This window comes from uncultured Polaribacter sp. (assembly GCF_947495205.1).
In the GTDB taxonomy this organism is placed as follows: Bacteria; Bacteroidota; Bacteroidia; order Flavobacteriales; family Flavobacteriaceae; genus Polaribacter.
This window is the reverse complement of record NZ_CANLXV010000003.1, coordinates 79479-103624: the sequence shown is the minus strand read 5'-3', so window position 1 is coordinate 103624 and position 24146 is coordinate 79479. Positions and strand designations below refer to the sequence as shown.

Sequence of the window (24146 nt, the reverse complement as noted above, 5' to 3'; positions counted from 1 at the left end):
ATATGTTGGTAAGAATTGTAAAAATGAGTTTTCACAAAAAGCATATTCCTGCATTTTTAGAAATGTTTGAAGCCAAAAAAGAACGCATAAAAGCTTCTAAAGGATGCCAATTGTTAGAACTATATCAAGACAAAAATAATACTGAAATCTTTTTTACCTATTCTTATTGGCAAACAGCATCTGATTTAGAAAATTATAGAAATTCAGTTTTCTTTAAAGAAACTTGGCAAGAAACCAAAACCTACTTTAACAATAAACCAGAAGCTTGGAGTGTTGATAAGAAAGCAAGTTTGGTTTAGTTTCTTTAAATTATGAAGCAGCAAAATAAAAGTGGTGAAATGAATTTCGACTTTAAAATTTTTCCTGAAATAAAAACGGAACGCTTAGTTTTAAAAAAGCCGGATTTAAATAACCATAACGACGTTACAGCAGTTTTTAAACTGCGTTCAAGCGAAGAAATTAACAAGTTTATAGTAACTAAAAGAGTTGAAACTTTAGCTGAAGCCAAAACTTTTATTATGAATTTTGATCAGCTTTATAAAAATAAAAGTCGTGTTTTTTGGTTGATAAAATTCGAAAAACAAACTATTGGCAGTATTGTTTTACACCAAATTTCTACAGCAGATCAATATGCTGAAATTGGTTACAAACTAAAGCCAAAATATCAAAACAAAGGAATAATGAGTGAAGCTTTAAAAGCTGTTTTACAGTTTGGTTTTAGTAAATTAAAACTAAAAACGATAGAAGCTTTTACCCATAAAAATAATTTAGCTTCTATTGCGTTGTTAGAGAAACATCATTTTAAATATCAACCAGAAAGAAGAGATTTGGGTATACCAGATAATAGAATTTGGAAATTAAAAAAACTTTAGAAACTCTTAAAAATAAATAATAAAATTTGATAGCAATACTAAAAAAAGAATTCAACTCATTTTTTGCAAGCCCAATTGCGTATTTGGTAATTGGGGTTTTCTTGTTAGTTAATGGCTTGTTTCTTTGGATTTTTAAAGACGATTTTAATATTCTAAATGCAGGTTTTGCAGATTTAAATCCGTTTTTTTATTTAGCTCCTTGGGTGTTTTTGTTTTTAATACCTGCAATTACTATGAAAAGTTTTTCAGAAGAATTAAATACAGGAACCATAGAATTACTTCAAACAAAACCCATTTCTAATTGGCAAATTGTATTGGGTAAATTTTGGGCTTCACTCCTACTTGTTATTATTGCTTTATTACCAACACTTACTTATGTTTATACCATTTATAGTTTAGGAAATCCTGCAGGAAACTTAGATTTTGGTAGTACTATAGGGTCTTATATTGGTTTACTTTTTTTAGCAGCAAGCTATACTAGCATTGGCTTATTTACGTCCACAATATCTAAAAACCAAATTGTGGCTTTTATTTTAGGTGTTTTTATCACGTTCTTTTTTTATTACGGTTTTGATGCTATTGCTAATTTGGTTGATAATAATTTAAGCCTTAAAAATTTTGGAATTCATCAACATTTTAAAAGTATTTCTAGAGGTGTTATAGACACTAGAGATTTAATTTACTTTGTAAGTGTAACCTTTTTCTTTTTATTTATTACTAAAACCAAATTAGACAATGAATAAAAATCTAAAAAATACGGCAATTTTATTTATCGTTTTATTTGCTTTAAATTTTATAAGCCAATCTTTTTATAAACGATTTGATTTAACAGCAGACCAGCGTTACAGCATTTCTAAAACTACAAAAACGGTATTAAATAAGGTTGATAAATCTTTGTACATCACTGTTTATTTAGAAGGCGAATTCCCATCAGAATTTAAAAGACTACAAACAGAAACACGCCAATATTTAGAAGAATTAAGTGCTGTAAATAAAAACATTACCTTTTCTTTTAAAAACCCAGATAATATAAGAGAAAAATTGATAAAAAAAGGCATGATGCCAAGTCAATTAACTGTGGAAGAGGATGGCAAATTATCTGAAGCCATTATTTTTCCTTGGGCAGCAATAAATTATGGTAAAAAAACTGAAATTGTATCTCTATTACCAACTGCCATTGCAACATCACAGGAAGAACAATTGCAAAAAGCTATAGAAAATTTAGAATATGGTTTTGCTAATGCAATTAACAATGTTACGTCAAAACAAAGAAAAAAAATTGCCATTATAACAGGTAATGGTCAATTGGAAGACATTTATCAATATAGTTTTTTAAGCCAAGTTGCTAAAAAATACAGATTAGCCAAATTTACTTTAGATTCTGTTGCTAGTAATGCCCAACAAACCTTAACAGATTTAAACAATTTAGACTTGGCTATAATTACAAAACCTACACAGGCGTTTACTGAAAAAGAAAAATTTACGTTAGATCAATTTATTACAAATGGTGGTAAAACTTTGTGGATGTTAGACAATTTACAAGCTGAACAAGATAGTTTAGCCAATAATGGTAAAATGCTAGCCTATCCAGTAGATTTAAATTTAACCGATTTGTTATTTGCTTACGGCATAAGAATTAATAATGCTTTGGTAAAAGATTTATATAGCGCACAAATACCAGTAGCTACAGGTGTTATTGGCAACCAAACACAGTTTAAAAATTTAGATTGGTTTTATCATCCGTTGGTAAATGGTAATGCAAAACATCCCATTACCAAAAATATTGGTAATTTAAGATTACAATTTGCAAATCAAATAGATACCTTAAAAAACAATCTTAAAAAAACACCTTTACTGGTTAGTTCTTTATTAACACAAAAAATAGGTACACCAGCCATAATTGAGCTACAGTCTATTGCCAATGAAGTGGTAGAAAGTGATTATAAAAGTGGTTATCAACTATTCTCTGTTTTGTTAGAAGGCGAATTTAATTCGGCATACAAAAACCGTGTAAAACCTTTTGTAACCAATTTATTTAAAGAAAAGTCTACAGCTAATAAAATGATTGTAATTGCTGATGGCGATGTTAGTAAAAATCAACTTTTAAAAGGAAAACCATTTGATTTAAATCGTGATAAATGGACCAACCAAACTTTTTCAAATAAAGATTTTCTGCTAAATGCTGTAGATTATTTGTTAGACGATGCTGGCTTAATGACCTTGAGAAACAAATCTTTACAGATTAGAATGTTAGACAAACAAAAAACGTTTAAAGAACGTAGTTTTTGGCAATTTTTAAATGTTGGCTTGCCCTTAGTTTTGTTATTTGCTTTCGGCTTTATTTTTAATTATTTTAGAAAAATAAAGTACAGTTAACAATTGGCAGTTATCTTCATTAGAAAACTTTATACGGCATTTTTTTTTGAAAGAAAAAACTTGTAAACTTTTAATAAAATGCTGCATCTTTAAGTTGAAACAACCAACTTATATCTGCAATAAATTATCATGTTTAAAAGTGTATCCTAAAACATCTTGTACCCTTTTAGAACCAATAATTTTCCATTCATACACTTCATTATCTTCAAAAACAGGCATTTCTAAACCTTTACTTGCTCTTGCGTTCAAATAAAAATCTTTTCTTGTAGGATGATGATTTGCACAAGCATTAAACGTAGTATTCCAACAATTTTGTTTGATAATTTCTTGAATAATAGCAATACAATCTTCTCTATGAATCATATTTACAAAACCTTTAGGTTGTGGAATTTTTCTACCATTTTTAAACCAATTTGCAGGATGTCTATCGCCACCAAATAAACCTGCAAAACGTATAATTGTTGTTGTAAAAAAAGTGTTTTCTGTAAATAAATTTTCAATAGTTACTAAAGGATGATTTTCTACAACCTCATCTTCCTCATTCATAACCTTATTTTTTCTAGGATAAACAGACGTAGAACTTATAAAAATCACCTTTTTAATTGTTGATTCTTGTATTTGAGCAATTAAATTTTTAAAAGCATCAATATCTTTGGAAGTTATGGCAATTATTAAAATATCAGCATCTAAAAAAGCATTTAACCCTTTTACTTCTGTAATGTTTACTAAATGGGTTTCAATATTTAGCTTTTCTAAAACTTTAATTTTATCTATAGAAGTTGTAGATCCTTTAACAGAAAAACCACTTTCTAAAAAAGAAACTGCCAAGGGTTTCCCTAACCAACCACAGCCTAAAATACTTATTTTATCCATTTTTATAATAACTATTTCTAAAATTATTAAAGCAAAGATACAGCACTTTAATTTAAGCTTTTGTTAACAGATTCAGTTTTTTGAAATTGTAATTTTGAAGCAAATAATAATTTATATCATGAAAAAAATAATATTAAGCTTATTTGTATTGGCTGTAACTTATGTAACCAATGCACAAATTGAAACTCCTGCACCAAGTCCATCTCAAAAGATTGAGCAGAAAGTTGGGTTAACAGATGTAACTTTAGAATACTCTAGACCAAGTATGAAAGGAAGAACAATCTTTGGAGGTCTACAAGATTATGGTAAAGTTTGGAGAACAGGTGCTAATGCAAATACCAAATTAACCTTCTCTACAGATTTTATGGTTAATGGTAAAACGCTAAAAGCGGGTACTTATGCTGTATACACCATTCCTGGTAAAAAAACTTGGGATATTATGTTGTATACAGACGCTACAAACTGGGGAACACCAAGAAATTGGGATGATGCTAAAGTTGCTGCAAAAGTAACTGTAGATGCTCAAAAAGTAAAATCTACCATTGAAACTTTTACCATTACTTTTGATGATTTAACCAACAATTCTGCAGTTTTAGGTATCATGTGGGAAAACACTTATGTAGGTTTAAAATTTGAAACGCCAACAGATAAAATGGTTTCTAGTAGTATTAATAAAGTAATGAACGGGCCAACTGCAAACGATATGTATGGCGCAGCTGTATATTATTTACAAGCAGGAAAAGACATTAATAAAGCACAAGAATGGATTGATACTGCTGTAAAAATGACATCTGACAAGCCTCGTTTTTGGTTTTTAAGACAACAATCTTTAATACATGCAAAAGCAGGTAAAACAGCTACTGCCATTGCTGCCGCAAAACAATCTTTAGCATTAGCGGAAAAAGCAAACAATGCTGGTTATGTAAAAATGAACAAAGCTTCTTTAAAAGAATGGGGCGCAATGTAAATTGTTTTTATTTTTAAAAAACAGAAAAACTCTCAAGTGAAAACTTGAGAGTTTTTTATTTGAAAAGGCAGTTCTACATTTTTAACTTTCGCTTTACAAAACTAAAAAAGCGCTCTTTTTAGAGCGCTTTTCAATTCTTTATAAATCTATTTCTAGATATTTTCGGCTAACCAATCTCCTACTTCTTTGGTTCCGTAAGCTTTACCTCCATCTGCTAAATCTTCTGTTACAATACCTTTATCTAAAGCATTGTTTACAGCATCTCTAATGGCTTTTCCTTCTTCTTGTAAACCAAAGTTTTCAAACATCATGGCTGCAGATAAAATGGTAGCCATTGGGTTGGCAATGTTTAAACCTGTTGCTTGTGGGTAAGAACCATGAATTGGCTCAAACAAACCAATATCTGTTCCCAAAGAAGCACTAGGCATTAAACCCATAGAACCAGAAATTACAGAAGCTTCATCTGTTAAAATATCTCCAAACAAGTTTTCTGTAATTAAAACATCATAACTATTTGGCCATTGTACCAAACGCATAGCCACTGCATCTACAAACTCATAAGCAACCTCAACTTCTGGATAATCTTTTTCCATTGCCTGCACTGTTTCTCTCCATAATCTCGAAGTTTCTAAAACATTAGCTTTGTCTACACAACATAATTTTTTACCACGTGTCATTGCCAATTCAAAACCCTTTTTTGCAATTCTTTGCACTTCTGCTCTTGTGTAAACACAATTGTCATAAGCTGTTTCTCCTTCGTCTCTTCTACCTTTTTCACCAAAGTAAATTCCACCTGTTAATTCACGTAAAAAAACCAAATCTGTACCTTCAATACGTTCTCTTTTTAAAGGTGATTTATCTAATAATGAAGGAAATGTAAATGTTGGTCTAACATTTGCAAATAAACCTAATTTTTTACGCATTTTAAGCAAACCTTGTTCTGGTCTTACTTTTGCAGAAGGATCATTATCAAATCTTGGATGCCCAATTGCACCAAACAATACAGCGTCTGAAGATACACAAATTTCATGCGTTTCATCAGGGTAAGGTTCTCCAACTGCATCAATGGCAGCAGCACCTGTTAAGGCTGGTTTCCAAGTAATTTCATGATTAAACTTTTTTGCAACAGCATCAGATACTTTTACTGCTTGATCTATTACTTCTGGTCCAATTCCGTCTCCGGCTAATAATGCGATATTTAATTTCATGTTTGTTTGTTATTTAGTCTTTGCGAGGTAAGAAGCAATCTGATAATTAAACAAAGATTACTTCAGTTATTCTTCCTTCGTAATGACAGCTATTTTAAATTATATTCAACATTTTTTCTGTGGCTTTAATAGCAGATACTGTTTGATCTGAATCTAAACCACGTGTTATAAATTCTTTTTCGTTTCTTTTCCAAGTAATAATGGTTTCACATAAAGCATCTGAGTGACTACCAGGAGGAATTCTAACTCCATAATCTATTAAATCTGGTAAGTCTTTTTTGCTATGCGTTTTGTACAATTTACGCAATGCATTCATAAATGCATCAAATTGTCCGTCTCCTTGTGCATGTGCTTCATATTGCACACCTTCTACCCTTAATTGTAAAGTTGTAGACGGTTTCATACCTCTTGCATGGCCTAAAACATAGTTTTCTACAACCACACGTTTTTCTATGGTATCAGAATCTAAAACATCAGAAATTATATAAGGTAAATCGTCTTGAGAAACCACTTCTTTTTTATCTCCTAATTCTATAATTCTTTTGGTAACTTTCTTTAAATCTTCATCATTTAAGCTTAAGCCCAAATCTTGTAAATTCTTTTGAATATTAGCTTTTCCAGAAGTTTTTCCTAAAGCATATTTTCGTTTTCTGCCAAAACGCTCTGGCATTAAATCATTAAAATAAAGATTCTTTTTATTGTCTCCATCTGCATGGATTCCTGCTGTTTGTGTAAAAACATTAGCACCCACAACCGGTTTATTTACAGGTATTCTAAATCCTGAAAACGTTTCTACCAACTTACTTACTTTATTTAAAGCAGTTTCGTTAACATTTACTTCAACTTCCTTTAAAAAATCATTAATAACAGCAATAACACTTGCCATTGGTGCATTTCCTGCACGTTCTCCCATACCGTTTATGGTTAAATGCAAACCATCTGCACCTCCTTTTACAGCTTCCAGAACATTGGCAACACCCAAATCATAATCATTATGACCATGAAAATCGATATGTACATTTGGGTATTTTTCTCGAACTTCTGTAATATAATTATACGTTTCTGTGTGTGTTAACACACCTAAAGTATCTGGTAATAAAATACGCTCAATATCTTGGGTAACCAAAAAATCTAAATATTCAAAAACATAAGCCTTAGAATCTCGCATTCCGTTAGACCAATCTTCTAAATAAACATTAGTTTTAATGCCGTTTTTTGCGGCTAAAGCAATGTTTGCTTTGATATCTGCAAAATGTTGTTTGGGTGTTTTTTTAAGTTGATGGGTTAAGTGATTTAAAGAACCTTTGGTTAATAAATTCTGTACTTTAGCACCAGAAGTTAACAGCCAATCTATAGATTTTCCGCCATCAACAAAGGTTAACACTTCTATTTTTTCTAAAAATTGAGCAGTAGTTGCCCAAGCAGTAATCTTTTTTACTGCTTCTAATTCACCATCAGAAACACGAGCAGAGGCGATTTCTAAACGATCTACTTTTAATTCTTCTAACAATAGTTTAGCAATTGTTAGTTTTTCGGAAACTGAAAACGACACTCCTGATGTTTGTTCGCCATCACGCAGTGTCGTATCCATTATTTCTATTTTTCTTTTGGCCATTATTTTTTATTTATCAAAAGAACAAAAAAGAGAACTCTGTCATTTAGACTTTAAGAGAAATCTTATAATATTGGTTTTAAAAATGATGCAACTTTATGTGATTTCTTGTTTTGAATGAAATAACAAATCTTGTACAATTTTTATCCGATTCCTACTTCTACAGAAATAACAGTTTCAACTTAAATCACTTTTACAAACTCAGTGCAACATTTTTAAGTAAGCTTATCATTAGTAAACTGTATGTTTCTTTGAGTTTGTAAAAGATTATTTTCTTTAAAACGGTCTTGTTTCTGCAAATGCAGAAATTTCATTTTCGATATTTTTTAAATAATCAATATCATCAAAACCATTTAACATATTGTCTTTTTTATAGCTATTGATATCAAAAGATTCTGATTGACCAGTTGCTACTAAAGTAACGGTTTGGTTAGGTAAATCTACTTTAATTTCTGTTTTTGGATCTGCCATAATAGCATCAAACAAAGTATCTGCAAATTCTGGAGAAACTTGTACAGGTAAAACCCCAACATTTAAACAGTTGTTTTTAAAAATATCTGCAAATGCAGAAGAAATTACACAACGCAAACCAAAATCATACACAGACCAAGCTGCATGCTCTCTAGAAGAACCAGAACCAAAGTTTCTACCTCCTACTAAAATTTTAGAACCTGCATATATTTCTTTATTCAATGGAAAATCTGGTTTTGGTGTTCCATCTTGTTCAAATCTCCAATCTCTAAAAAAATTGATATCAAAATCTTTACGCTCTGTAGCTTTTAAAAAACGCGCAGGAATAATTTGATCTGTATCTACATTTTCTGTTGGTAATGGATATGCTGTACTTGTTAGTACATTAAATTTATCGTAAGCCATGTTTTTAAGTATTCGTTCTGCCAGTATTCAGTTGGCAGTAATTTTATTTATTGTAAATATTATTAAATAAACAGAAGATCAGTTTTTGACTGAATACTGCTTACTTGGAACTGCAAACTAAACAAGAAGCGTTCTTGGATCTGTAACAACTCCCTCAACTGCAGATGCTGCTGCTACTAATGGAGATGCTAATAATGTTCTAGATCCTGGTCCTTGTCTTCCTTCAAAATTTCTATTTGAAGTAGAAACAGATAATTTCCCTGATGGAATTTTATCATCATTCATTGCCAAACATGCAGAACAACCTGGTTCTCTTAATACAAAACCTGCCTCGTCTATAATTTTATCTAAACCTTCTGCTTTTATTTGATCTACAACTTTATGCGAACCTGGTACCAACCAAGCTGTAACATTATCTGCTTTTTTACGTCCTTCTACAATAGAACAAAATGCTCTAAAATCTTCTATTCTACCATTAGTACAAGAACCTAAAAACACAAAGTCTATTTCTTTACCAATCATAGCATCGCCTTCACTAAAAGACATATATCCTAGAGATTTTTTGTACGTTTCTACACCACCTTCTACATTTTCTGCATTTGGAATAGATTTTGTAACACCCATTCCCATTCCTGGGTTTGTACCATAAGTAATCATTGGTTCAATATCTGCTGCATCATAATTAAATTCTACATCAAATTTTGCATCGTCTTCAGAATATAAAGTTTCCCAATATTTCATGGCTTTGTCCCAATCTGCTCCTTTTGGCGTTTGAGAACGTCCTTTTAAATATTCAAATGTTTTTTCATCTGGAGCAATCATTCCTCCTCTGGCACCCATTTCTATGGATAAGTTACAAACAGTCATTCGTCCTTCCATAGACATGTTTTCAAAAACATCACCAGCATATTCAACAAAATAACCTGTTGCGCCAGAAGTGGTTTGCTTAGAAATTATATATAAAGCAACATCTTTAGGAGTAACACCTAAACCTAATTTACCGTTTACGTTAATACGCATCGATTTTGGTTTTGGTTGCATTATACATTGTGTAGACAACACCATTTCTACTTCAGAAGTACCAATACCAAAAGCAATAGCACCAAAAGCTCCGTGAGTTGATGTATGAGAATCTCCACAAACAATGGTAGCTCCTGGTAACGTAATTCCGTTTTCTGGACCTACAACATGCACAATTCCGTTATTTTCATCACCTAAACCCCAGTGAGAAATACCGTGTTTTGCTGCATTTTTTTCTAAAGCATCTAATTGATTTGCAGACAAAGCGTCTGCTACTGGTAAATGCTGATTTATTGTTGGTGTATTATGATCTGCAGTTGCAAAAGTTTTTGCAGGATATACAACACTGTTTCCTCTACTTTCTAATCCTAAAAAAGCTACAGGACTTGTAACTTCATGGATAAAATGACGATCTATAAAAAACACATCTGGTCCGTCTTTAACTTTACGTACAACGTGTGAATCCCATACTTTGTCAAATAATGTATTTGCCATTTTTTTTGCTTTTTTTCTTGAAATTATATTCTAACTTCAAAAATAAGGATTTATTGAGTTTAAACTATAAAAATCAGGGTTCAAGTATTATTTCTAACGGTTAAATTTAACTTTATAATACTGTTTATCAATAATTTAAATTGTTTTAAAATATGACGTCTATACTTTTTAGAAAATTAATTTTTCTTTTATTAAGATCATAATTTCATTAAAACTAAAATAGTACACATTCTTATAAAATGTAATAATAACGCAAAGAAAACATCACTTTAAAATGATATTTAAAAAATACACTAGTTTTTGCTAAAAAAATACAAATAATTATGAAGCTTTGTTGCTTTCTAAAAGCTGAATTAAATCTAGCGGGTTTTCTAACATATACTTTGCTCCGCTTAAAACTAATTCTTCTTTAGTTCTGTAGCCCCAAACTACGCCAACGGGATACATATTTGATTTTTTAGCTGTAATTATATCTACATCTGTATCTCCAACAAAAATAAGTTGTTCTGCAGGTATGTTTAACTTTTTACTAATTTCTATGGCAACAGTAGGATTTGGTTTTTTTAGCGCTTCTATTTTTAAACCTTCTACAACTTCAAAATTCCATTTAGAACACACTGCTTTTACAACCTTTTTAGTAAGTTCATCTGCTTTATTAGAAAATACGGCTAACTTTAGTTTACGCGCTGTTAACTCATCCAACAAATTACTAATACCAGGGTACAATTCTGTTTTTATTGTGCAATTGTCTCTGTAAACCGCCAACATTTCATGAAAACAACGGTTAATCCATTCATCACTCCTGTGATCTTTAGGTAAAGCTTTTACCACCAAATCTTTAACACCATGACCAATAAAACTTTGACATTCTTGAACGGTAAGTGTTGGAAAATTGTGTGTTTTTAACACTGTATTTATGGCATTAGTAATATCTCCTAAAGAGTTTACAAGCGTGCCATCTAAATCAAAAATTACTCCTTTAAACATATTCTTTTGCATTTTTAATTGATTACAAATTTATAGATTATAATACCATTTGCTTCTGTAATTCATTTTATTTTTAGAAATAATTCTATTATTCAACTTTATAAAGTTTAGATTCGATTTTGTTGCTAATTCAATATGTATAGTAGTTATTTTGAAGCGTTTCCCTTTTTGTTTTTAAGATGATTCAATTGTTTTAAAATCTAGGGCTTATCGTTTTTAAAACACATTATTCAATCTAAACTGCTACAAAACAACAAAAATACATCCATTTAAACTTATTGTTGAAAATCGAAAAATATGGTAAAAAATCACTTTGAAAATGATGATTTTGCAAAAGTAAATCAATAAAAACTTTAGGTCTAACAAGTTTACAAGCCAAATAATTTTAATTAAAACAAGTAAAATAAGAACACCAAACCAAAAAGTTTTACTTTAGAAAAATAAAAGCTTGTAGAAAAAAAGTAAATTGGCTTTGTTTTTAAGGAACTAAAATAACAAGCTTAATAATGTAATTGAATAGCTAAAAAAGCGTCAAACCCAAAAATAAAAACCATATCACAATGAAATCTATCAAATGGATTATTTTATACAGCCTTATTTTAATATCATGTAATACTAAAAAGATGAACAACGGACTTATTATTAAAACCAGCCCTTTTAATGTAGAAACTACCTACACAAAATTAAAAACAATTTTAGAAAACAATCCAAATTTAAAAATACTACTACAATTAAATCATAGCAATAACGCAGCTTCTGTAGATTTAAAATTGAATGACACGCGAATTATACTATTTGGAAATCCCAAATTAGGAACTCCTTTAATGCAAGAAAACCAAACAATTGGCCTAGATTTACCTCAAAAAATAATAGTATATTTAGGTAGTGATAATGCAACTAAAATTGCATATAACAGTCCTTTATACTTAAAAGAAAGACACAATATACAAGGAAATGATGCTGTTTTAGAAAAGATTAGCAATGCTTTAAACACCATAACAGATAAAGTTATTAGTAAATAATTAGCCTTTAATACTTCAGAAAAAAAAGGGAATTATTATATCTTTGATTTGATAAAAAACGAACTGAAATGCCAATTCAACAAACCATAGATTTTATAACAAATGTATTAAAAAACATACCAGAAGATTGGCTAAAACTTACCACGCATCGTTTGGATATTTACAATGAAAAATTGGCCAAAACAGCTTTTTTAGAAGGTTTCAATTCTTTGTTTGAAAACAATAGTACAAACACAAAAGCCTTAGCTAATTTGCCAACGGCTTATGATTATATAAGATTAGGCCATCCCCTTTCTTGTGTTTTGGAATGGTTTGTTGCCAAAACACAACAATTACCCAATGAAAATGTAATTGCTTTTGACTCTAAAACAATGCCAATTTTGGCCATTTTAAGAGAAAACCTACTATCAAATACAAAAACTAGAATTCTTTACACCACTGCATTACCAGCCAATTTTGATGAAAAAACTTTAAAAACTGTTTACAATTTTAATTTTGAAATTGTAAAAGTTAAACAAGGTGAAGCTATACCTGCTTTTAATGGAAGTACTATTTTTATTCAAGAAAAAGAGCATATTACCAATTTTAAGTTAACCAACAATATCGATTTTTACGTAAATACCAACACTACATTGGGCAGTGTTTTATTGATCAATGAAACAAAGAACACAAAATACGTTGCAGCAATTCAGCATGTACGAAGAAGAGAATCTATTGCTATAACACCAGAAAATTGTTTACTAGCCTTACAAAATTTGGTTTCTGGTGTTAAAAATAAACTGGATACAGACGCGTTTGAACAAAATAAAAAAAGTGTAAATAATTTATTACAACAAATTACAGGAACTACCACAAAACCATTAGTAGCTTCTAGTGGTTTATCTATGCAATATGCAATTATGATGGGTTTAGTTGCTGATGCGCAACAAAAACATCCTAAAAAAGCTATAAAATTTGTTGTGCCGCCCAATTGCTATGGTGGCACAAATGACCAAGCAAGACGTGTGGCTGCCTGTATTAACAATGTTGCCATTGTAGATTTACCTGTAGATGGTGAAAATGATATGGTAAACAGTCTTGAAACTGTTTTAGATAAAATTGCAAACGAAGACGCCATAGCTTATATTATTGCAGAAATTCCTACAAACCCAAGGGTTGAAGTACCAAATTTAGAAGATTTAAAAGCTGTTTTAGCGAAAGAAAGAGTTACAAAAACAGGTGCTAAAGCAATTGGTACTGTATTTATTTTAGACCAAACTTTTTGTCCTAATTACTTATTTTTAGGTGAAAATAAAATATTATCTACTGTAAAAACCATTGCTTATGCAAGTGGCTCTAAGTTTCCTAGTGGTGGAAAATGTACTGCTGGTTATTGTGTTTCTAATGAAAATGCTTCTTATTTAATGCAAAATATAGCCAAACATTTAGCCATTTGTAATAATGAAGCAACTGCATTTCAATATGAGGTCTTAGCTGCGCAATTGCCTTCTATGAACAAACGTATTGCAGATGCTTATCTAAACACAAGAGATTTTGTAAATTATATTAAAGCCGTTTTACCCAAAGCTAAAATTAATTTTGTTTCAGAAGAACTGGCAAAACAAGGCTTTATGCCTTCTGTTTTTTCTTTAGATTTACCTACAAAAGGAAATTCTGCAGCAGAAAAAGAAACCTATAAAAGAGCGTTAAATTTGAAATTAATCAATTTAATGATTTCTAGAATTCCAGATGAAAGTAAATTTTGTGTGAGTTATGGCCAATTGAAAGGTTGTTATTGGACCATACCTGCAACATCTACACAAGGTACTACTAAAGAAGGTGATAAAGATTATATTGTAAGAACATCTCTTTCTGCAAAATTAGATTTAGAATTGCACAAAAAAGTATTTTTAGAATTTGTAGAAAGTATGTGATAAAAGTAAAGTTGACAAACACATTTAAATCAAAAAGATGTAACTTCTTTGCTCAGTAAACAAATTATTTAAATTTTCTTTTTTTCAATCGATTAGGAATTACATATTTTAATTTAAAAATAATTCTGAAATGCACTTTACCTAATTACCTAAAATTTTCTTTAGGAATTGGATGATCTTCGTAAAAATCTTCGAATGTTTTGCTAGTTGTATACTTGTCTTTTAAAACTTTGTACACCATAATTAACACAAACAATTGCCCAATAACCGTCAAATAAAACACCCAACTAAAAGAAAAATTTAATGATGCCAAAACCGTTACAAAAAACAAAATTACTGTTGTAATGGCTATGTAGGTAAAAATAGAAACTTTCATAATTTAAAAATTTTGTTTAAAAATAATTAATATTAATTAAACAAAATTATTTTTAACACATTATAACAATTCGTATTTCACTTATTCAAAATAATTATTATCTTTAAATTATACTTTTTAATTTATGAAAACTGCAGAACAATGGTTTAATGAATACGCTATTAGTCATCAAAACGAAACCAACAAATTGGTACATTATATTTGTGTACCCATAATTTTCTTTAGTGTTGTTGGGTTTTTAGTGAGTATTCCTACAATTATTTTAGAAGAAAATTTTGGTCTTTATAATCCCATTTTTGAAAATTGGGCAGTGGTAGTTGGTCTTATAATTTCTTTATTTTACTTACAATTAGGTTTTTGGTATTTCTTAAATATGCTTTTTGTAATGCTTATTTGCATAGTTGGTAATTTTTGGTTGGGACACCACACGAATTTACTTTTTGCATCTATTGCTATTTTTGTTGTAGGTTGGATTGGTCAATTTTGGGGCCATAAAGTGGAAGGAAAAAAACCTTCTTTTATAAAAGATTTACAATTTTTATTGATAGGACCACTTTGGGTAATTCAAAAATTATTTAAAAAATAATTTTAATTTCTATGGAAAAGAAACCAGAAATTTCTTTTAATGATTTTTTAAAAGTTGATATTAGAATTGGCACTATTATTAGTGTAAATGATTTTGCAAAAGCTAAAAAACCAGCATATCAATTAAAAATTGATTTTGGCGCTTTGGGCATAAAAAAATCTAGCGCACAAATAACAAATTTATACACAAAAGAAGAACTTTTAAATCAACAAATAAGTGCCATTGTAAATTTTAAACCCAGACAAATAGCAAATTTTATGAGTGAAGTTTTGGTTTTGGGAATTTACAATACTGCAGGTAACGTGGTTTTACTTAAGCCTTCTAAACCTTGTAAAACTGGCGAAATAATAAGCTAAAGCATTACTTTATCTTCTTTTTTTTATTCTTTTTCTTTCGCATTTTTGCAAACATAGCTTTATACTCTTCTACATTTACTACGCTTTTTTTCTTTGTGGCTATTTCTAAAAAATCAAACTCTAATTTCGATTTTTGTGCAATTAATCTGCCATCTTCAAATGCACGTTGTAAAATTTGTTCTATTAAAAAATCTTCATTTACAACTGCAGGATTATAGGTGTCTTTTAAAGATAATTTAAACACATTGGCTGTGGTGTTGTACCAAAATGCTTTCCAACCATTTCTTACTGCCTTAATATTATCAAACGCAGTTTTACCTGTTTGTCTATGAATTAGTTTGATAAGCAAACGACCTTCTGTAGTCGTCATTTTTTTTATTTGGTCTGTAAACTCTCCTTCTACATATTTCTGTATTTGTTTGGTATACTTTTTCCTTTTTCTTTTGGATGAAATTTTAGTTAACCTATTATTTAAAGAATCTAACCTTTCAGATGCCAATTGTGCAAATGGATATGCTTTAAACACTTTTCTTTTAAACCACAAATAATAACGAATGTCTTTTTTAGAATTGAATTTTGGTTTTGGCAATAAGGTAATTTCTTTCAATTGAATAACCACAGAATCTCCTGGTTTTACAAAAATATAATCGTCTACATTGGTATTTGTTGGCAAAGAATCTGCCTCTTGCTTTTGCGAAAAAGCAAATGCCGATAAAAATAATAGCAATATGTAAATAATAGTTTTCAAAGGTTTTAAATGATTAGTTTTCTTAGGTTTTTAGAAACAAAATAAATGCCAAAATTCTATTTAACTGATTTTATTTACAAAATCTTGTTCAGAAATAATTGTTACGTCCAAATCTTGTGCCTTTGTTAATTTTGAAGGTCCCATGTTATCTCCTGCAACTATAAAATTGGTCTTTTTAGAGATTGAAGAACTTACTTTTCCACCATTATCTTCTATGGCTTTTTTCAATTCGTTTCTAGACATTTGATGAAAAACCCCAGAAACTACAAATATTTGTCCTTCTAATTTGTTGGTTTGATTTGCTAAACTTTCTGCAGAAACAGCCAATTGTACACCAACCGATTTTAGTCGGTTTATGAGATTTACGTTTCCTTCATCAGCAGAAAAATCAATAATACTTTGTGCAATTCTATCACCAATTTCATCTACATTGATTAATTCTTCAAAAGAAGCTGCCATTAAATTTTCTATAGATTTAAAATGTTTTGCTAATTTTTTAGCCACAGTTTCACCAACAAATCTAATTCCCAAAGCAAAAAGTACTTTTTCAAACGGAATTTCTTTTGATTTCTCTATTCCTAAAATCATGTTTTGAGCAGATTTTTCTGCCATACGTTCTAAAGGCACAATTTGTTCTACTTTTAAATCGTATAAATCTGCATAATTAGAAATTAAATTTTCTTTCCTTAACAAATCTACAGTTTCGCCACCTAAACCATCAATATCCATGGCTTTTCTAGAAATAAAATGCTGAATTCTACCTGTTATTTGTGGTGCACAACCAAATTCATTTTTACAATAATGTTTTGCATCTCCTGCTGTTCTAACCAATGCAGTATTACATTCAGGGCAATGAGTTGCATAAATTGTAGGTTTTGTATTTTCTGCTCTTTTAGAAAAATCTACTCCAATAATTTTGGGAATAATTTCTCCGCCTTTTTCTACAAAAACAGTATCATTTTCTCTAATATCTAATTTCTCAATTTGATCTGCATTGTGCAAAGAAGCGCGTTTTACAGTTGTTCCTGCCAATTGTACAGGATCTAAATTAGCTACAGGTGTTATTGCTCCTGTTCTGCCCACTTGATAAGTAATTTCTTTTAAAATAGTAGCAACTTGTGCTGCTTTAAATTTATAAGCAATTGCCCATCTTGGGGCTTTAGACGTATAACCTAATTCCTCTTGTTGCTGTAAATTATTTACTTTAATTACAATTCCGTCGGTTTCATAAGGTAAATCGTGTCTTTTGGCATCCCAATAATTTACAAATTCAAAAACTTCTGAAATAGATTTTGCTAATGTTATGGTTTTTGGCACTTTAAAACCCACTTTTCTAGCATTTTCTAAACTCTCAAAATGTGTTTTGTATTTGCGTTCTTCTGTAACTACTTGATACAATAAACAGTCTAAAGGTCTTTTGGCAACCTCTGTACTATCTTGTAATTTTAAACTACCACTTGCCGTATTTCTTGGGTTTCTGTACGCTTCTTCTCCTTTTGCCAATCGTTCTTGGTTCATTTTATTGAAACCATCTAAAGGCAAAATAATTTCTCCGCGCATTTCAAAATTTGAAACAAAATCTTTGGTAATTGTTAACGGAATTGACCGAATTGTTTTGATATTATTGGTAACTTCATCTCCTTGAAAGCCATCTCCTCTAGTAACTGCTTTTACAAACTGACCGTTTTGATACGTTAAATTTATAGAAGCTCCGTCAAATTTAAGTTCGCAAGTGTATTCTATTGCTGTGGTACCTAAAACTTTTTGAATTCTTTTTTCCCAATCTTGTAAATCTTCTTTAGAATACGAATTGTCTAAAGAATACATTCTGTTTTTGTGAACTAGTGTATTAAAATTTTTGGTTATGGTACCTCCTACTCTTTGAGTTGGTGAATTAGAATCGAAAAAAATAGGATTTTCTTGCTCTAACTTTTCTAATTCTTTTAATTTAATGTCAAAATCGAAATCTGAAATTGTAGCGTTATCTAACACATAATAGTTGTAATTGTGTGTATTTAATTCGTTACGAAGTTGTTCTATTTGTTGTTGAACATTCATAGGTTTCAAAAACTATTTTATAATTTTAACGTTAATTTTATTGCAACTATAATTTATAAAAATACTAAATTTTTAATGAATTTGTATTACAATTACTACGCTCTAACTGTGCCTGAAAAATGATTTACTTTTGAGTTGATAGGATTGCCAGAAGAACGTCTAAAACTTGCCAATTGACCTGTATGCCATAGTGCATCTGCAATTGGCCCATTTATAACATTAAAAAAAGGAATACTTAATTCGCCATCTTTTTTAACTGAAAATATGACCAAATCTTTAGTAGACTTTATAACATTACTTAGCGTTTCTATATTTAACAAAGTTTGTTTTCTTATTTCTAAAAAAGACATTTCTTCTTTTGTTTTTGTTTGTTTTACGGTAGTTTTTGTAAGTCTTAACATCATATTAGACAAATCGTAAATATGTGTAACTGTTGCTAAACAATCTCTTCCTTCTCCTTTGGGTTGGTATGCTAAATCTTCTGTTCTTAAACCTTCTGTTGCCCAATAATATCTAAATCCTAAACCATCTAACATTCTACCTACTGTATTTTGTGCGGTGTAATTTTCTTCCATTTCTGGAATTTGATAATAGGGTAGTTTGTCTTGTGCGTTCATACAAATAACTGAGAATAATAGGGTAAATATTGTAATTTTCATTGATGGATTATTAGAATAACAAAGTTAGCTTTTTCTAAAGTAATAAATTAGTTAGAAAAACAATTAAAACTTAAAATAGAAAATGAATTGGCAAACAATGCTAGCCCCGATTGCAGTGGTATCCTTTTATCTAAAACCTCAATTTCATTGAGGTTTTAGATAAAAGATATAACGAAAAGCGGGAAATAGCTTCTAAAAAAGTTAATTCAATTTTATAGAATCTATTTGTTTTTGTAGCTTTTTAATTTTTTCTAAATCTTTTACTTGTTTAGAAATTAGCTTAATAGAGTCTAAAACAGCACGATTGGTTTCTAAAATAGTTTTTTCTTTTTCGAAATAAATGTTTTGCGTTTCACTACTTCTCCAAGCCTCATTTAGTTGTTTGTAAACCTCTTCTTTCCAAGTGCTTGGTTTTTTTGCATCTATCCAAACTACATCTCTATATTCGCTATCTATTAAGGCCAAATCTGGCGTTGCAGAACCATCAAACTGTGCATTTTCTTTTTGAATTGCAGAAATTGTACCCAAGAAAAACATTCTTTTTCTGCCGGCAATTTCTTTAATATACGGTCTAAATTCTACGGGTTTGTTTACAGACCAATCGTACTCTTTACGAGATTCTATAACTTTTAAAGGCATTGCAGAAACGCCTGCATATCCTTCTTTTTTAGAGGCATGATCATAATAATACACCTTGTCTGAACCGTCTGCTGGTATAAAAACGCTAAAAGTTAAACTTGTTCTTTCCTTACCAACTGGCTCTAAACCAAACCAATGATACAAGCCATTGTAAGCGCCAATATTGGTGCTAGAAAAATTAAAATCGGTTACAAATGGTTGCTGATTTTGGTCGTTTGGTAAATTTGGAATTTTAACGGCTGTTTTCATTTTCCAAGGTAAAGGATCTGAAAAACCGGCTAAAAACTTTAAACTTTCAGCTTGCAAACGCGACACTTTTTCTGCCAATGTGTTTTGCCTTGTTAAATATTTGTGATTTTTCATCTCTGAAGGCGCAATGTAAGTTCCTTTACCAATGGCAATTCTTTCTAAATAATCTTTAAAATTATGCGCTCCGTTTTCTATAACCATAACACCACCAAAAGTTGGGTATGGAAAGAAAAAACCTTTCCATTTAATTAAGCTAACTACTTGCACCCAAGCACCTTTATCATTTTTCATATAATAGGTATCACTTGGTTCATAATTGAATAACATCCAAGGATTTAGGCGTTGCACAACTGCATTGTATGTATTTCTGCTAAACTTTAAAGATTCGCCAATAGAAAACGTAACTGGAATTCTATTTTCTGATGAAAAACGTGGAAATGGTGTGGTACTAGAAACCGAAAAAACTTCTTCTGTATTGTCTTTTAAACCTTGCCAATAATATTTTTCTGTGGGCTGTATGGCCATTGTCCATTGATTATGGTCTTCTATTCTTACCAAATGTGGTAAAGAAACGTCTTTTGTTTCTCCAACAGATTCATTTGCCATGGAAAAAATATTTCTTAGCGGTTGAATTCTTTCGTTTTGTGTGATTGGTAATTCTACAATTTCAACTTTTTGTAAATCGTTAAAAACATTGTAGGTTTTCATATAATCGTAAAACTTTAAACCAAAACCAACGTAATAAAGGATACCAAAAAAAGCAGTTAACACTAATAAAATACCAATTCTTTTACCTGTACTTACAGATTTTCTAAAGTTTCTTATTCCTAAAATTAAAACTAAAAGTACTAAGAGAGTTATAAATATAAATTTTCTAATAAATAATAATGCTGGCTGATAATCGTCTCTTAAAAAAAATAACAATCCTATTAAAATAATACTAAAAAGTACTACTCTTTTTTTTTGTTTTACACCTTTATTCCAGTAATTTTTTATCATAAATATAAGTTTGAAGCTTGGAGTGGGAAGTTTGAAGTTTGAAGTTTCCAACTCTTAATTATTATTTTCTTATTTTATTATTTTATTATTCTTTTTTAAACTTACCTCCATCTTACTCTTCCTGATTCCAACTTCACAGTTTATGCTACTTTAAAAAACCTTTGTCTTTTAAACGATCTCTTGCGCTTTTCTCTTGCTTTTTTGGTTTTTCTATCTCTTTTTGCGCCCTTTCTATTACCTCTGGTTCTTTTGTAGTTAAATCTTCTACAAAATCTTTACTTTTTTCTATAACATCTTTTAGTTTTCCTTCTAAAGAATCTGAGCTTTCTTCTATTATTACTGATGATTTAAAAATAAAACCTGCACAATACGTTCCTATTAAAGTACCAAAAATCATAGATGCAAAAAGTGATATTGTTGCCATATCTATTGGAATTAAAAAACGAGTGATTAAAACCACAACTAAAAATAATGATGTTATATACACCAATCTTAATAATAAGTTTTGCTGATAAACAAAACCTTTTTTGTTATCTGCTTTCATTTGTAATTCTTTAGAATTCATTAATTTATTAAAAAATCTATAAACAGCGTTTGTTTGAGATTCTCTCCAGTAAATTACTGCACCTAAAAGTATTGCTGCAATAAATGTAATTAGTTCTAGTGTCATGGTTTTGTTTTTAGTTGGAAGTTGGAAGTTTGAAGTATGAAGTTAGAAGTAAGGAGTGAGAAGTTTCTTACTCATATGTTCTGTAGTTTGAAGTTGGTTTATCATGATTTTTTATTGATGATTTATAATTAAAATTTTCTGGGTTTATTTTTTTTACTACAACTTGATACTTCAAACTTCTGACTATTATTTTATTTTATTTCTATAGGCAATTGTCATATTCATTAAATCGAAACCGTTTTTATAATGAATTTGGAAATCTTGTTTTGAAAGATAATTTCTTCTTATTGCTTTATGTAAACAAATAACAACTTCTGCTAAAGAACGAATAGAATACCCTAAAAACTTTCTATATTCTGCATTTGATTGTAATATTGAACCTTCAGAAATATTTAAAGCAACAGAATCTGAAGCTCTTCTTAACTGAGATGAAAGGTTGTAAATTTCTTCTTTTGGAAATTTTTTTGTGAGTAAATTCATATGTTCGCCCAAATCCATAGATTTCTGCCAAATAATTAAATTTTCAAATTTAAAACTCATTTTTTTCTTTTTCTAAATATACAATTTTTCTAACTTTTTTATCAAACTCCCAACTTTACTCTTCCATCTCCCAACTTCATACTTCCAACTTCCAACTCTTCCTCCTAAAACCCATTTTTAATGGTTTCAATTACCCAATCTTGTGTAGTATCTTCTAAAGACGCAAAGATGGAATAAAATCGTTCTTTGTTGTACCAATACAAAAACAACACATCTTTTGGCGCTATATTTACTAATAAACTCCAAATTAAATCTTGCTCATTTGCATTTAGAGAAGAGTGTGGTTTGTATAATGCATTTAGCATTTCTGTATGTAAAACCTCTTCTGGCTTTATATGTTTGGTGAGCTTTTGTTTTTCAAAAAAAATAGACAAGCCCATTACTTTTTTACGTGCTGTAACCTCTATTTTATTCAAATATTTTTTAAACAAAATAACATCTCCTAATATCTTTTTGGTAGGATGTAAACTTTCTTTCAGATGTTCTGCCAGCATAAATTGCTGAATTCTTTTATGACGTTTTTTGGTGATGGGTTCTTCTAAATCTAATTCTATTACATTGTAAGATTTTATTTTGTCTAACAATTCTCTGTGTGAAATATGATACATTAAAACATTATGAGTAGTGTCTTTAATAGCATCTTTATAAACGATTAAATCTTCAAAAACCAAAATAGGTATTGCTAAATCTTTAAGCAAATAAATACCGCCAAAAGCTTTTGTGTAAAAAGATTGTGTATTAAAAAGAACAGGTTCTAAATCTAAAGTTCTGGTTCTTAAATCGCCATATTTTTTTGCAGATTCTAATAATTTTTGATGAATTTTTTCATCAATAAAATTTTGATCTTTATTAAAGTCTTCAATTAATGCTAATTGATCTTGTTTTGCCTTTTTTAAATCATTTATTAAATGAAATTTAACCGTAATTTCTTTATACTTTAAAATATCTAAAGGTTCGTAAAAAGCATCTATTTTTTGATCAAAATCTAAACATAAAGCAGCATCTCTGGTAATGTTTTTTATTTTTTCTGCGTGTGTTTTAAAAACAATTTTTAGTAACTCTTTATCAAAAGAATGAAAAGGATTGTACAACGCAATTCCTTTTTGTTTTGGTGTAATTATAATTGCATGTGTATTTGCTTCTCCATTATTTAAATAAAATTTCTCTTGTTTTTCTTCTGCAATTTCTGGGCTCCACCCCATACCATCTATAGAAAAAGAAATTAATTTAGTTGGAGTAAAACCTAACTTTTGTAAACATTTATTGTAACGTTCTACCAATTTTCCGTTTACTAAAATTAGTTCGTTTCTGTATAAATTGGCTTGTTTTAGTTTATCCATTAAATTTACTTTTTACCACAAAACTGCCTGCTGCAGAGTCTCCAATTCGTTGATTATTTTTATTTATAAGCGCTACAATAATACCAATTAATAAGAAAAAATCTAAAAAACCTAAAAAGAATCTGCCAAATGCTTGCCCCAAATTTATCTGCTCATTTTTTTTATTTACTACGCGAATATCTAAAAAACGTTTTCCAATTGTTTGTCCCCAAATGCCTTCGCTAACAGGCCATAAAAATAGCATACAACAAAAAACAAATACTGCAGGTAAACCATCTAATTGATAACTAAATATACTTTCGCTACTCGTATCAAAAAATAGCCCCAAAACAAGACCTATTACATAGTAAATAAAAAAATCAATTAAAAAAGCTCCTATTCTTCTACCTACACTTGCCTTTTCAAATCTTTTATAATAATTTTCAAATTCTTCTAACATATAAATTCTAATGGTCTAATTATTTTAAATATACATTCTGCTTAAAGTCTTTCCAAAGGAAAGGACTTTATTTACGCAATTAAATTTTTAATTTTTAGATGATACCACAACATAATGGTTCTTGCATCTATTATTTCTTGATTTTCCTATCCTAAATCCTTTCCAAAGGAAAGGACTTTTCTTACTCGATTAAATTTTTAATTTTTAGATGATACAATAACATAATCGTTCTTACGTCTAAAATCTCTTGAGTTTCCTATCCTAAA

The 24146-nt window shown here is 29.7% G+C and carries 24 protein-coding genes; 9 read left to right on the top strand and 15 right to left on the bottom strand.

Features of this window, described 5'->3' with window-relative positions:
- Nucleotides 1-2 precede the first annotated feature (2 nt).
- Genes Q0762_RS03750 through gldG form a run of 4 tightly spaced genes read left to right on the top strand, consistent with a single transcriptional unit; the run spans nt 3 to nt 3248 of the window.
- Nucleotides 3-299 carry an antibiotic biosynthesis monooxygenase family protein gene (locus Q0762_RS03750; RefSeq protein WP_298763738.1) on the top strand — a complete coding sequence of 99 codons (297 nt, stop codon included), beginning with the start codon at nt 3-5 and terminating at the stop codon, nt 297-299.
- A 12-nt stretch (nt 300-311) separates the two neighbouring features.
- On the top strand, nt 312-872 hold the full coding sequence (locus Q0762_RS03745) for a GNAT family N-acetyltransferase (protein WP_298763736.1): 561 nt from the start codon (nt 312-314) through the stop codon (nt 870-872).
- Between the two features lie 26 nt (nt 873-898).
- The gene (gene gldF / locus Q0762_RS03740; protein WP_298763733.1) at nt 899-1615 is read left to right on the top strand and encodes a gliding motility-associated ABC transporter permease subunit GldF; all 717 of its coding nucleotides are present in this window, start codon (nt 899-901) and stop codon (nt 1613-1615) included.
- Nucleotides 1608-3248: a gliding motility-associated ABC transporter substrate-binding protein GldG gene (gene gldG, locus Q0762_RS03735; RefSeq protein ID WP_298763730.1), complete on the top strand. Its 1641-nt coding sequence runs from the start codon at nt 1608-1610 to the stop codon at nt 3246-3248. Before gldF ends, gldG begins: the two co-directional genes overlap by 8 nt.
- 108 nt (nt 3249-3356) lie before the next feature.
- On the opposite strand, the gene Q0762_RS03730 is transcribed toward gldG, so the two are convergent.
- Entirely contained in the window at nt 3357-4121 is a 765-nt protein-coding gene (locus tag Q0762_RS03730) for an NAD(P)H-binding protein (RefSeq protein ID WP_298763728.1), read from the bottom strand.
- Nucleotides 4122-4239: 118 nt separating this feature from the next.
- Here Q0762_RS03730 and Q0762_RS03725 point away from each other — a divergent pair, with 118 nt between their 5' ends.
- Nucleotides 4240-5088, top strand: a complete 849-nt coding sequence (locus tag Q0762_RS03725) for a DUF2911 domain-containing protein (protein ID WP_298763726.1) — start codon at nt 4240-4242, stop codon at nt 5086-5088.
- 152 nt (nt 5089-5240) lie between these two features.
- On the opposite strand, the gene leuB is transcribed toward Q0762_RS03725, so the two are convergent.
- The 5 genes from leuB to Q0762_RS03700 all read right to left on the bottom strand — a co-directional run bounded on the left by leuB (nt 5241) and on the right by Q0762_RS03700 (nt 11298).
- Nucleotides 5241-6296 carry a 3-isopropylmalate dehydrogenase gene (gene leuB / locus Q0762_RS03720; protein ID WP_298763723.1) on the bottom strand — a complete coding sequence of 352 codons (1056 nt, stop codon included), beginning with the start codon at nt 6294-6296 and terminating at the stop codon, nt 5241-5243.
- Nucleotides 6297-6390: 94 nt separating this feature from the next.
- Nucleotides 6391-7911, bottom strand: coding sequence for an alpha-isopropylmalate synthase regulatory domain-containing protein (locus Q0762_RS03715; RefSeq protein WP_298763721.1), 1521 nt, complete (start codon nt 7909-7911; stop codon nt 6391-6393).
- A 273-nt stretch (nt 7912-8184) separates the two neighbouring features.
- On the bottom strand, nt 8185-8784 hold the full coding sequence (gene leuD / locus Q0762_RS03710) for a 3-isopropylmalate dehydratase small subunit (RefSeq protein WP_298763718.1): 600 nt from the start codon (nt 8782-8784) through the stop codon (nt 8185-8187).
- A gap of 117 nt (nt 8785-8901) precedes the next feature.
- On the bottom strand, nt 8902-10299 hold the full coding sequence (gene leuC, locus Q0762_RS03705) for a 3-isopropylmalate dehydratase large subunit (RefSeq protein WP_298763715.1): 1398 nt from the start codon (nt 10297-10299) through the stop codon (nt 8902-8904).
- A gap of 321 nt (nt 10300-10620) precedes the next feature.
- Entirely contained in the window at nt 10621-11298 is a 678-nt protein-coding gene (locus tag Q0762_RS03700; RefSeq protein ID WP_298763712.1) for an HAD family hydrolase, read from the bottom strand.
- Between the two features lie 548 nt (nt 11299-11846).
- On the opposite strand from Q0762_RS03700, the gene Q0762_RS03695 reads away from it, so the two are divergent.
- Together Q0762_RS03695 and Q0762_RS03690 are read left to right on the top strand one after the other, a co-directional pair.
- A complete protein-coding gene (locus Q0762_RS03695; RefSeq protein WP_298763711.1) occupies nt 11847-12308 on the top strand; it encodes a DUF302 domain-containing protein in 462 nt (153 codons plus the stop codon).
- A 68-nt stretch (nt 12309-12376) separates the two neighbouring features.
- On the top strand, nt 12377-14221 hold the full coding sequence (locus tag Q0762_RS03690) for a cystathionine beta-synthase (RefSeq protein WP_298763708.1): 1845 nt from the start codon (nt 12377-12379) through the stop codon (nt 14219-14221).
- Between the two features lie 145 nt (nt 14222-14366).
- Here the strand turns inward: Q0762_RS03690 and Q0762_RS03685 are convergent, their stop codons facing one another.
- Entirely contained in the window at nt 14367-14597 is a 231-nt protein-coding gene (locus tag Q0762_RS03685; RefSeq protein WP_298763706.1) for a hypothetical protein, read from the bottom strand.
- A 124-nt stretch (nt 14598-14721) separates the two neighbouring features.
- Between Q0762_RS03685 and Q0762_RS03680 the strand changes: the two genes are divergently transcribed.
- Both Q0762_RS03680 and Q0762_RS03675 read left to right on the top strand, forming a co-directional pair.
- A complete protein-coding gene (locus tag Q0762_RS03680) occupies nt 14722-15183 on the top strand; it encodes an Mpo1-like protein (RefSeq protein WP_298763703.1) in 462 nt (153 codons plus the stop codon).
- Between the two features lie 11 nt (nt 15184-15194).
- Nucleotides 15195-15539: a tRNA-binding protein gene (locus Q0762_RS03675; RefSeq protein WP_298763700.1), complete on the top strand. Its 345-nt coding sequence runs from the start codon at nt 15195-15197 to the stop codon at nt 15537-15539.
- A gap of 4 nt (nt 15540-15543) precedes the next feature.
- Here Q0762_RS03675 and Q0762_RS03670 read toward each other — a convergent pair whose 3' ends face one another.
- The 8 genes from Q0762_RS03670 to Q0762_RS03635 all read right to left on the bottom strand — a co-directional run bounded on the left by Q0762_RS03670 (nt 15544) and on the right by Q0762_RS03635 (nt 23880).
- Nucleotides 15544-16287, bottom strand: coding sequence for a DUF4294 domain-containing protein (locus tag Q0762_RS03670; protein ID WP_298763696.1), 744 nt, complete (start codon nt 16285-16287; stop codon nt 15544-15546).
- Between the two features lie 60 nt (nt 16288-16347).
- Nucleotides 16348-18345: an NAD-dependent DNA ligase LigA gene (gene ligA, locus Q0762_RS03665; protein WP_298763693.1), complete on the bottom strand. Its 1998-nt coding sequence runs from the start codon at nt 18343-18345 to the stop codon at nt 16348-16350.
- A gap of 95 nt (nt 18346-18440) precedes the next feature.
- Entirely contained in the window at nt 18441-19004 is a 564-nt protein-coding gene (locus Q0762_RS03660) for a hypothetical protein (protein WP_298763691.1), read from the bottom strand.
- A 201-nt stretch (nt 19005-19205) separates the two neighbouring features.
- Nucleotides 19206-20891: a hypothetical protein gene (locus Q0762_RS03655; RefSeq protein WP_298763690.1), complete on the bottom strand. Its 1686-nt coding sequence runs from the start codon at nt 20889-20891 to the stop codon at nt 19206-19208.
- Nucleotides 20892-21036: 145 nt separating this feature from the next.
- On the bottom strand, nt 21037-21561 hold the full coding sequence (locus tag Q0762_RS03650) for a hypothetical protein (protein WP_298763687.1): 525 nt from the start codon (nt 21559-21561) through the stop codon (nt 21037-21039).
- Between the two features lie 186 nt (nt 21562-21747).
- Nucleotides 21748-22101, bottom strand: coding sequence for a four helix bundle protein (locus tag Q0762_RS03645; RefSeq protein ID WP_298763684.1), 354 nt, complete (start codon nt 22099-22101; stop codon nt 21748-21750).
- 104 nt (nt 22102-22205) lie between these two features.
- Nucleotides 22206-23441 carry a DUF6638 family protein gene (locus Q0762_RS03640; protein ID WP_298763682.1) on the bottom strand — a complete coding sequence of 412 codons (1236 nt, stop codon included), beginning with the start codon at nt 23439-23441 and terminating at the stop codon, nt 22206-22208.
- The gene (locus Q0762_RS03635; RefSeq protein WP_298763679.1) at nt 23434-23880 is read right to left on the bottom strand and encodes an RDD family protein; all 447 of its coding nucleotides are present in this window, start codon (nt 23878-23880) and stop codon (nt 23434-23436) included. The genes Q0762_RS03640 and Q0762_RS03635 overlap by 8 nt, the downstream gene beginning before the upstream one ends.
- Nucleotides 23881-24146: the final 266 nt, after the last annotated feature.

What these genes read in the sequence shown, in the direction of transcription:
- Q0762_RS03750 (WP_298763738.1), top strand. Translation starts at nt 3, where the DNA reads ATGTTGGTAAGAATTGTAAAAATGAGTTTTCACAAAAAGCATATTCCT.
- Q0762_RS03745 (WP_298763736.1), top strand. Translation starts at nt 312, where the DNA reads ATGAAGCAGCAAAATAAAAGTGGTGAAATGAATTTCGACTTTAAAATT.
- gldG (WP_298763730.1), top strand. Translation starts at nt 1,608, where the DNA reads ATGAATAAAAATCTAAAAAATACGGCAATTTTATTTATCGTTTTATTT.
- Q0762_RS03730 (WP_298763728.1), bottom strand. Translation starts at nt 4,121, where the DNA reads ATGGATAAAATAAGTATTTTAGGCTGTGGTTGGTTAGGGAAACCCTTG.
- Q0762_RS03725 (WP_298763726.1), top strand. Translation starts at nt 4,240, where the DNA reads ATGAAAAAAATAATATTAAGCTTATTTGTATTGGCTGTAACTTATGTA.
- leuB (WP_298763723.1), bottom strand. Translation starts at nt 6,296, where the DNA reads ATGAAATTAAATATCGCATTATTAGCCGGAGACGGAATTGGACCAGAA.
- Q0762_RS03715 (WP_298763721.1), bottom strand. Translation starts at nt 7,911, where the DNA reads ATGGCCAAAAGAAAAATAGAAATAATGGATACGACACTGCGTGATGGC.
- leuD (WP_298763718.1), bottom strand. Translation starts at nt 8,784, where the DNA reads ATGGCTTACGATAAATTTAATGTACTAACAAGTACAGCATATCCATTA.
- leuC (WP_298763715.1), bottom strand. Translation starts at nt 10,299, where the DNA reads ATGGCAAATACATTATTTGACAAAGTATGGGATTCACACGTTGTACGT.
- Q0762_RS03700 (WP_298763712.1), bottom strand. Translation starts at nt 11,298, where the DNA reads ATGCAAAAGAATATGTTTAAAGGAGTAATTTTTGATTTAGATGGCACG.
- Q0762_RS03695 (WP_298763711.1), top strand. Translation starts at nt 11,847, where the DNA reads ATGAAATCTATCAAATGGATTATTTTATACAGCCTTATTTTAATATCA.
- Q0762_RS03690 (WP_298763708.1), top strand. Translation starts at nt 12,377, where the DNA reads ATGCCAATTCAACAAACCATAGATTTTATAACAAATGTATTAAAAAAC.
- Q0762_RS03685 (WP_298763706.1), bottom strand. Translation starts at nt 14,597, where the DNA reads ATGAAAGTTTCTATTTTTACCTACATAGCCATTACAACAGTAATTTTG.
- Q0762_RS03680 (WP_298763703.1), top strand. Translation starts at nt 14,722, where the DNA reads ATGAAAACTGCAGAACAATGGTTTAATGAATACGCTATTAGTCATCAA.
- Q0762_RS03675 (WP_298763700.1), top strand. Translation starts at nt 15,195, where the DNA reads ATGGAAAAGAAACCAGAAATTTCTTTTAATGATTTTTTAAAAGTTGAT.
- ligA (WP_298763693.1), bottom strand. Translation starts at nt 18,345, where the DNA reads ATGAATGTTCAACAACAAATAGAACAACTTCGTAACGAATTAAATACA.
- Q0762_RS03660 (WP_298763691.1), bottom strand. Translation starts at nt 19,004, where the DNA reads ATGAAAATTACAATATTTACCCTATTATTCTCAGTTATTTGTATGAAC.
- Q0762_RS03655 (WP_298763690.1), bottom strand. Translation starts at nt 20,891, where the DNA reads ATGATAAAAAATTACTGGAATAAAGGTGTAAAACAAAAAAAAAGAGTA.
- Q0762_RS03650 (WP_298763687.1), bottom strand. Translation starts at nt 21,561, where the DNA reads ATGACACTAGAACTAATTACATTTATTGCAGCAATACTTTTAGGTGCA.
- Q0762_RS03645 (WP_298763684.1), bottom strand. Translation starts at nt 22,101, where the DNA reads ATGAGTTTTAAATTTGAAAATTTAATTATTTGGCAGAAATCTATGGAT.
- Q0762_RS03640 (WP_298763682.1), bottom strand. Translation starts at nt 23,441, where the DNA reads ATGGATAAACTAAAACAAGCCAATTTATACAGAAACGAACTAATTTTA.
- Q0762_RS03635 (WP_298763679.1), bottom strand. Translation starts at nt 23,880, where the DNA reads ATGTTAGAAGAATTTGAAAATTATTATAAAAGATTTGAAAAGGCAAGT.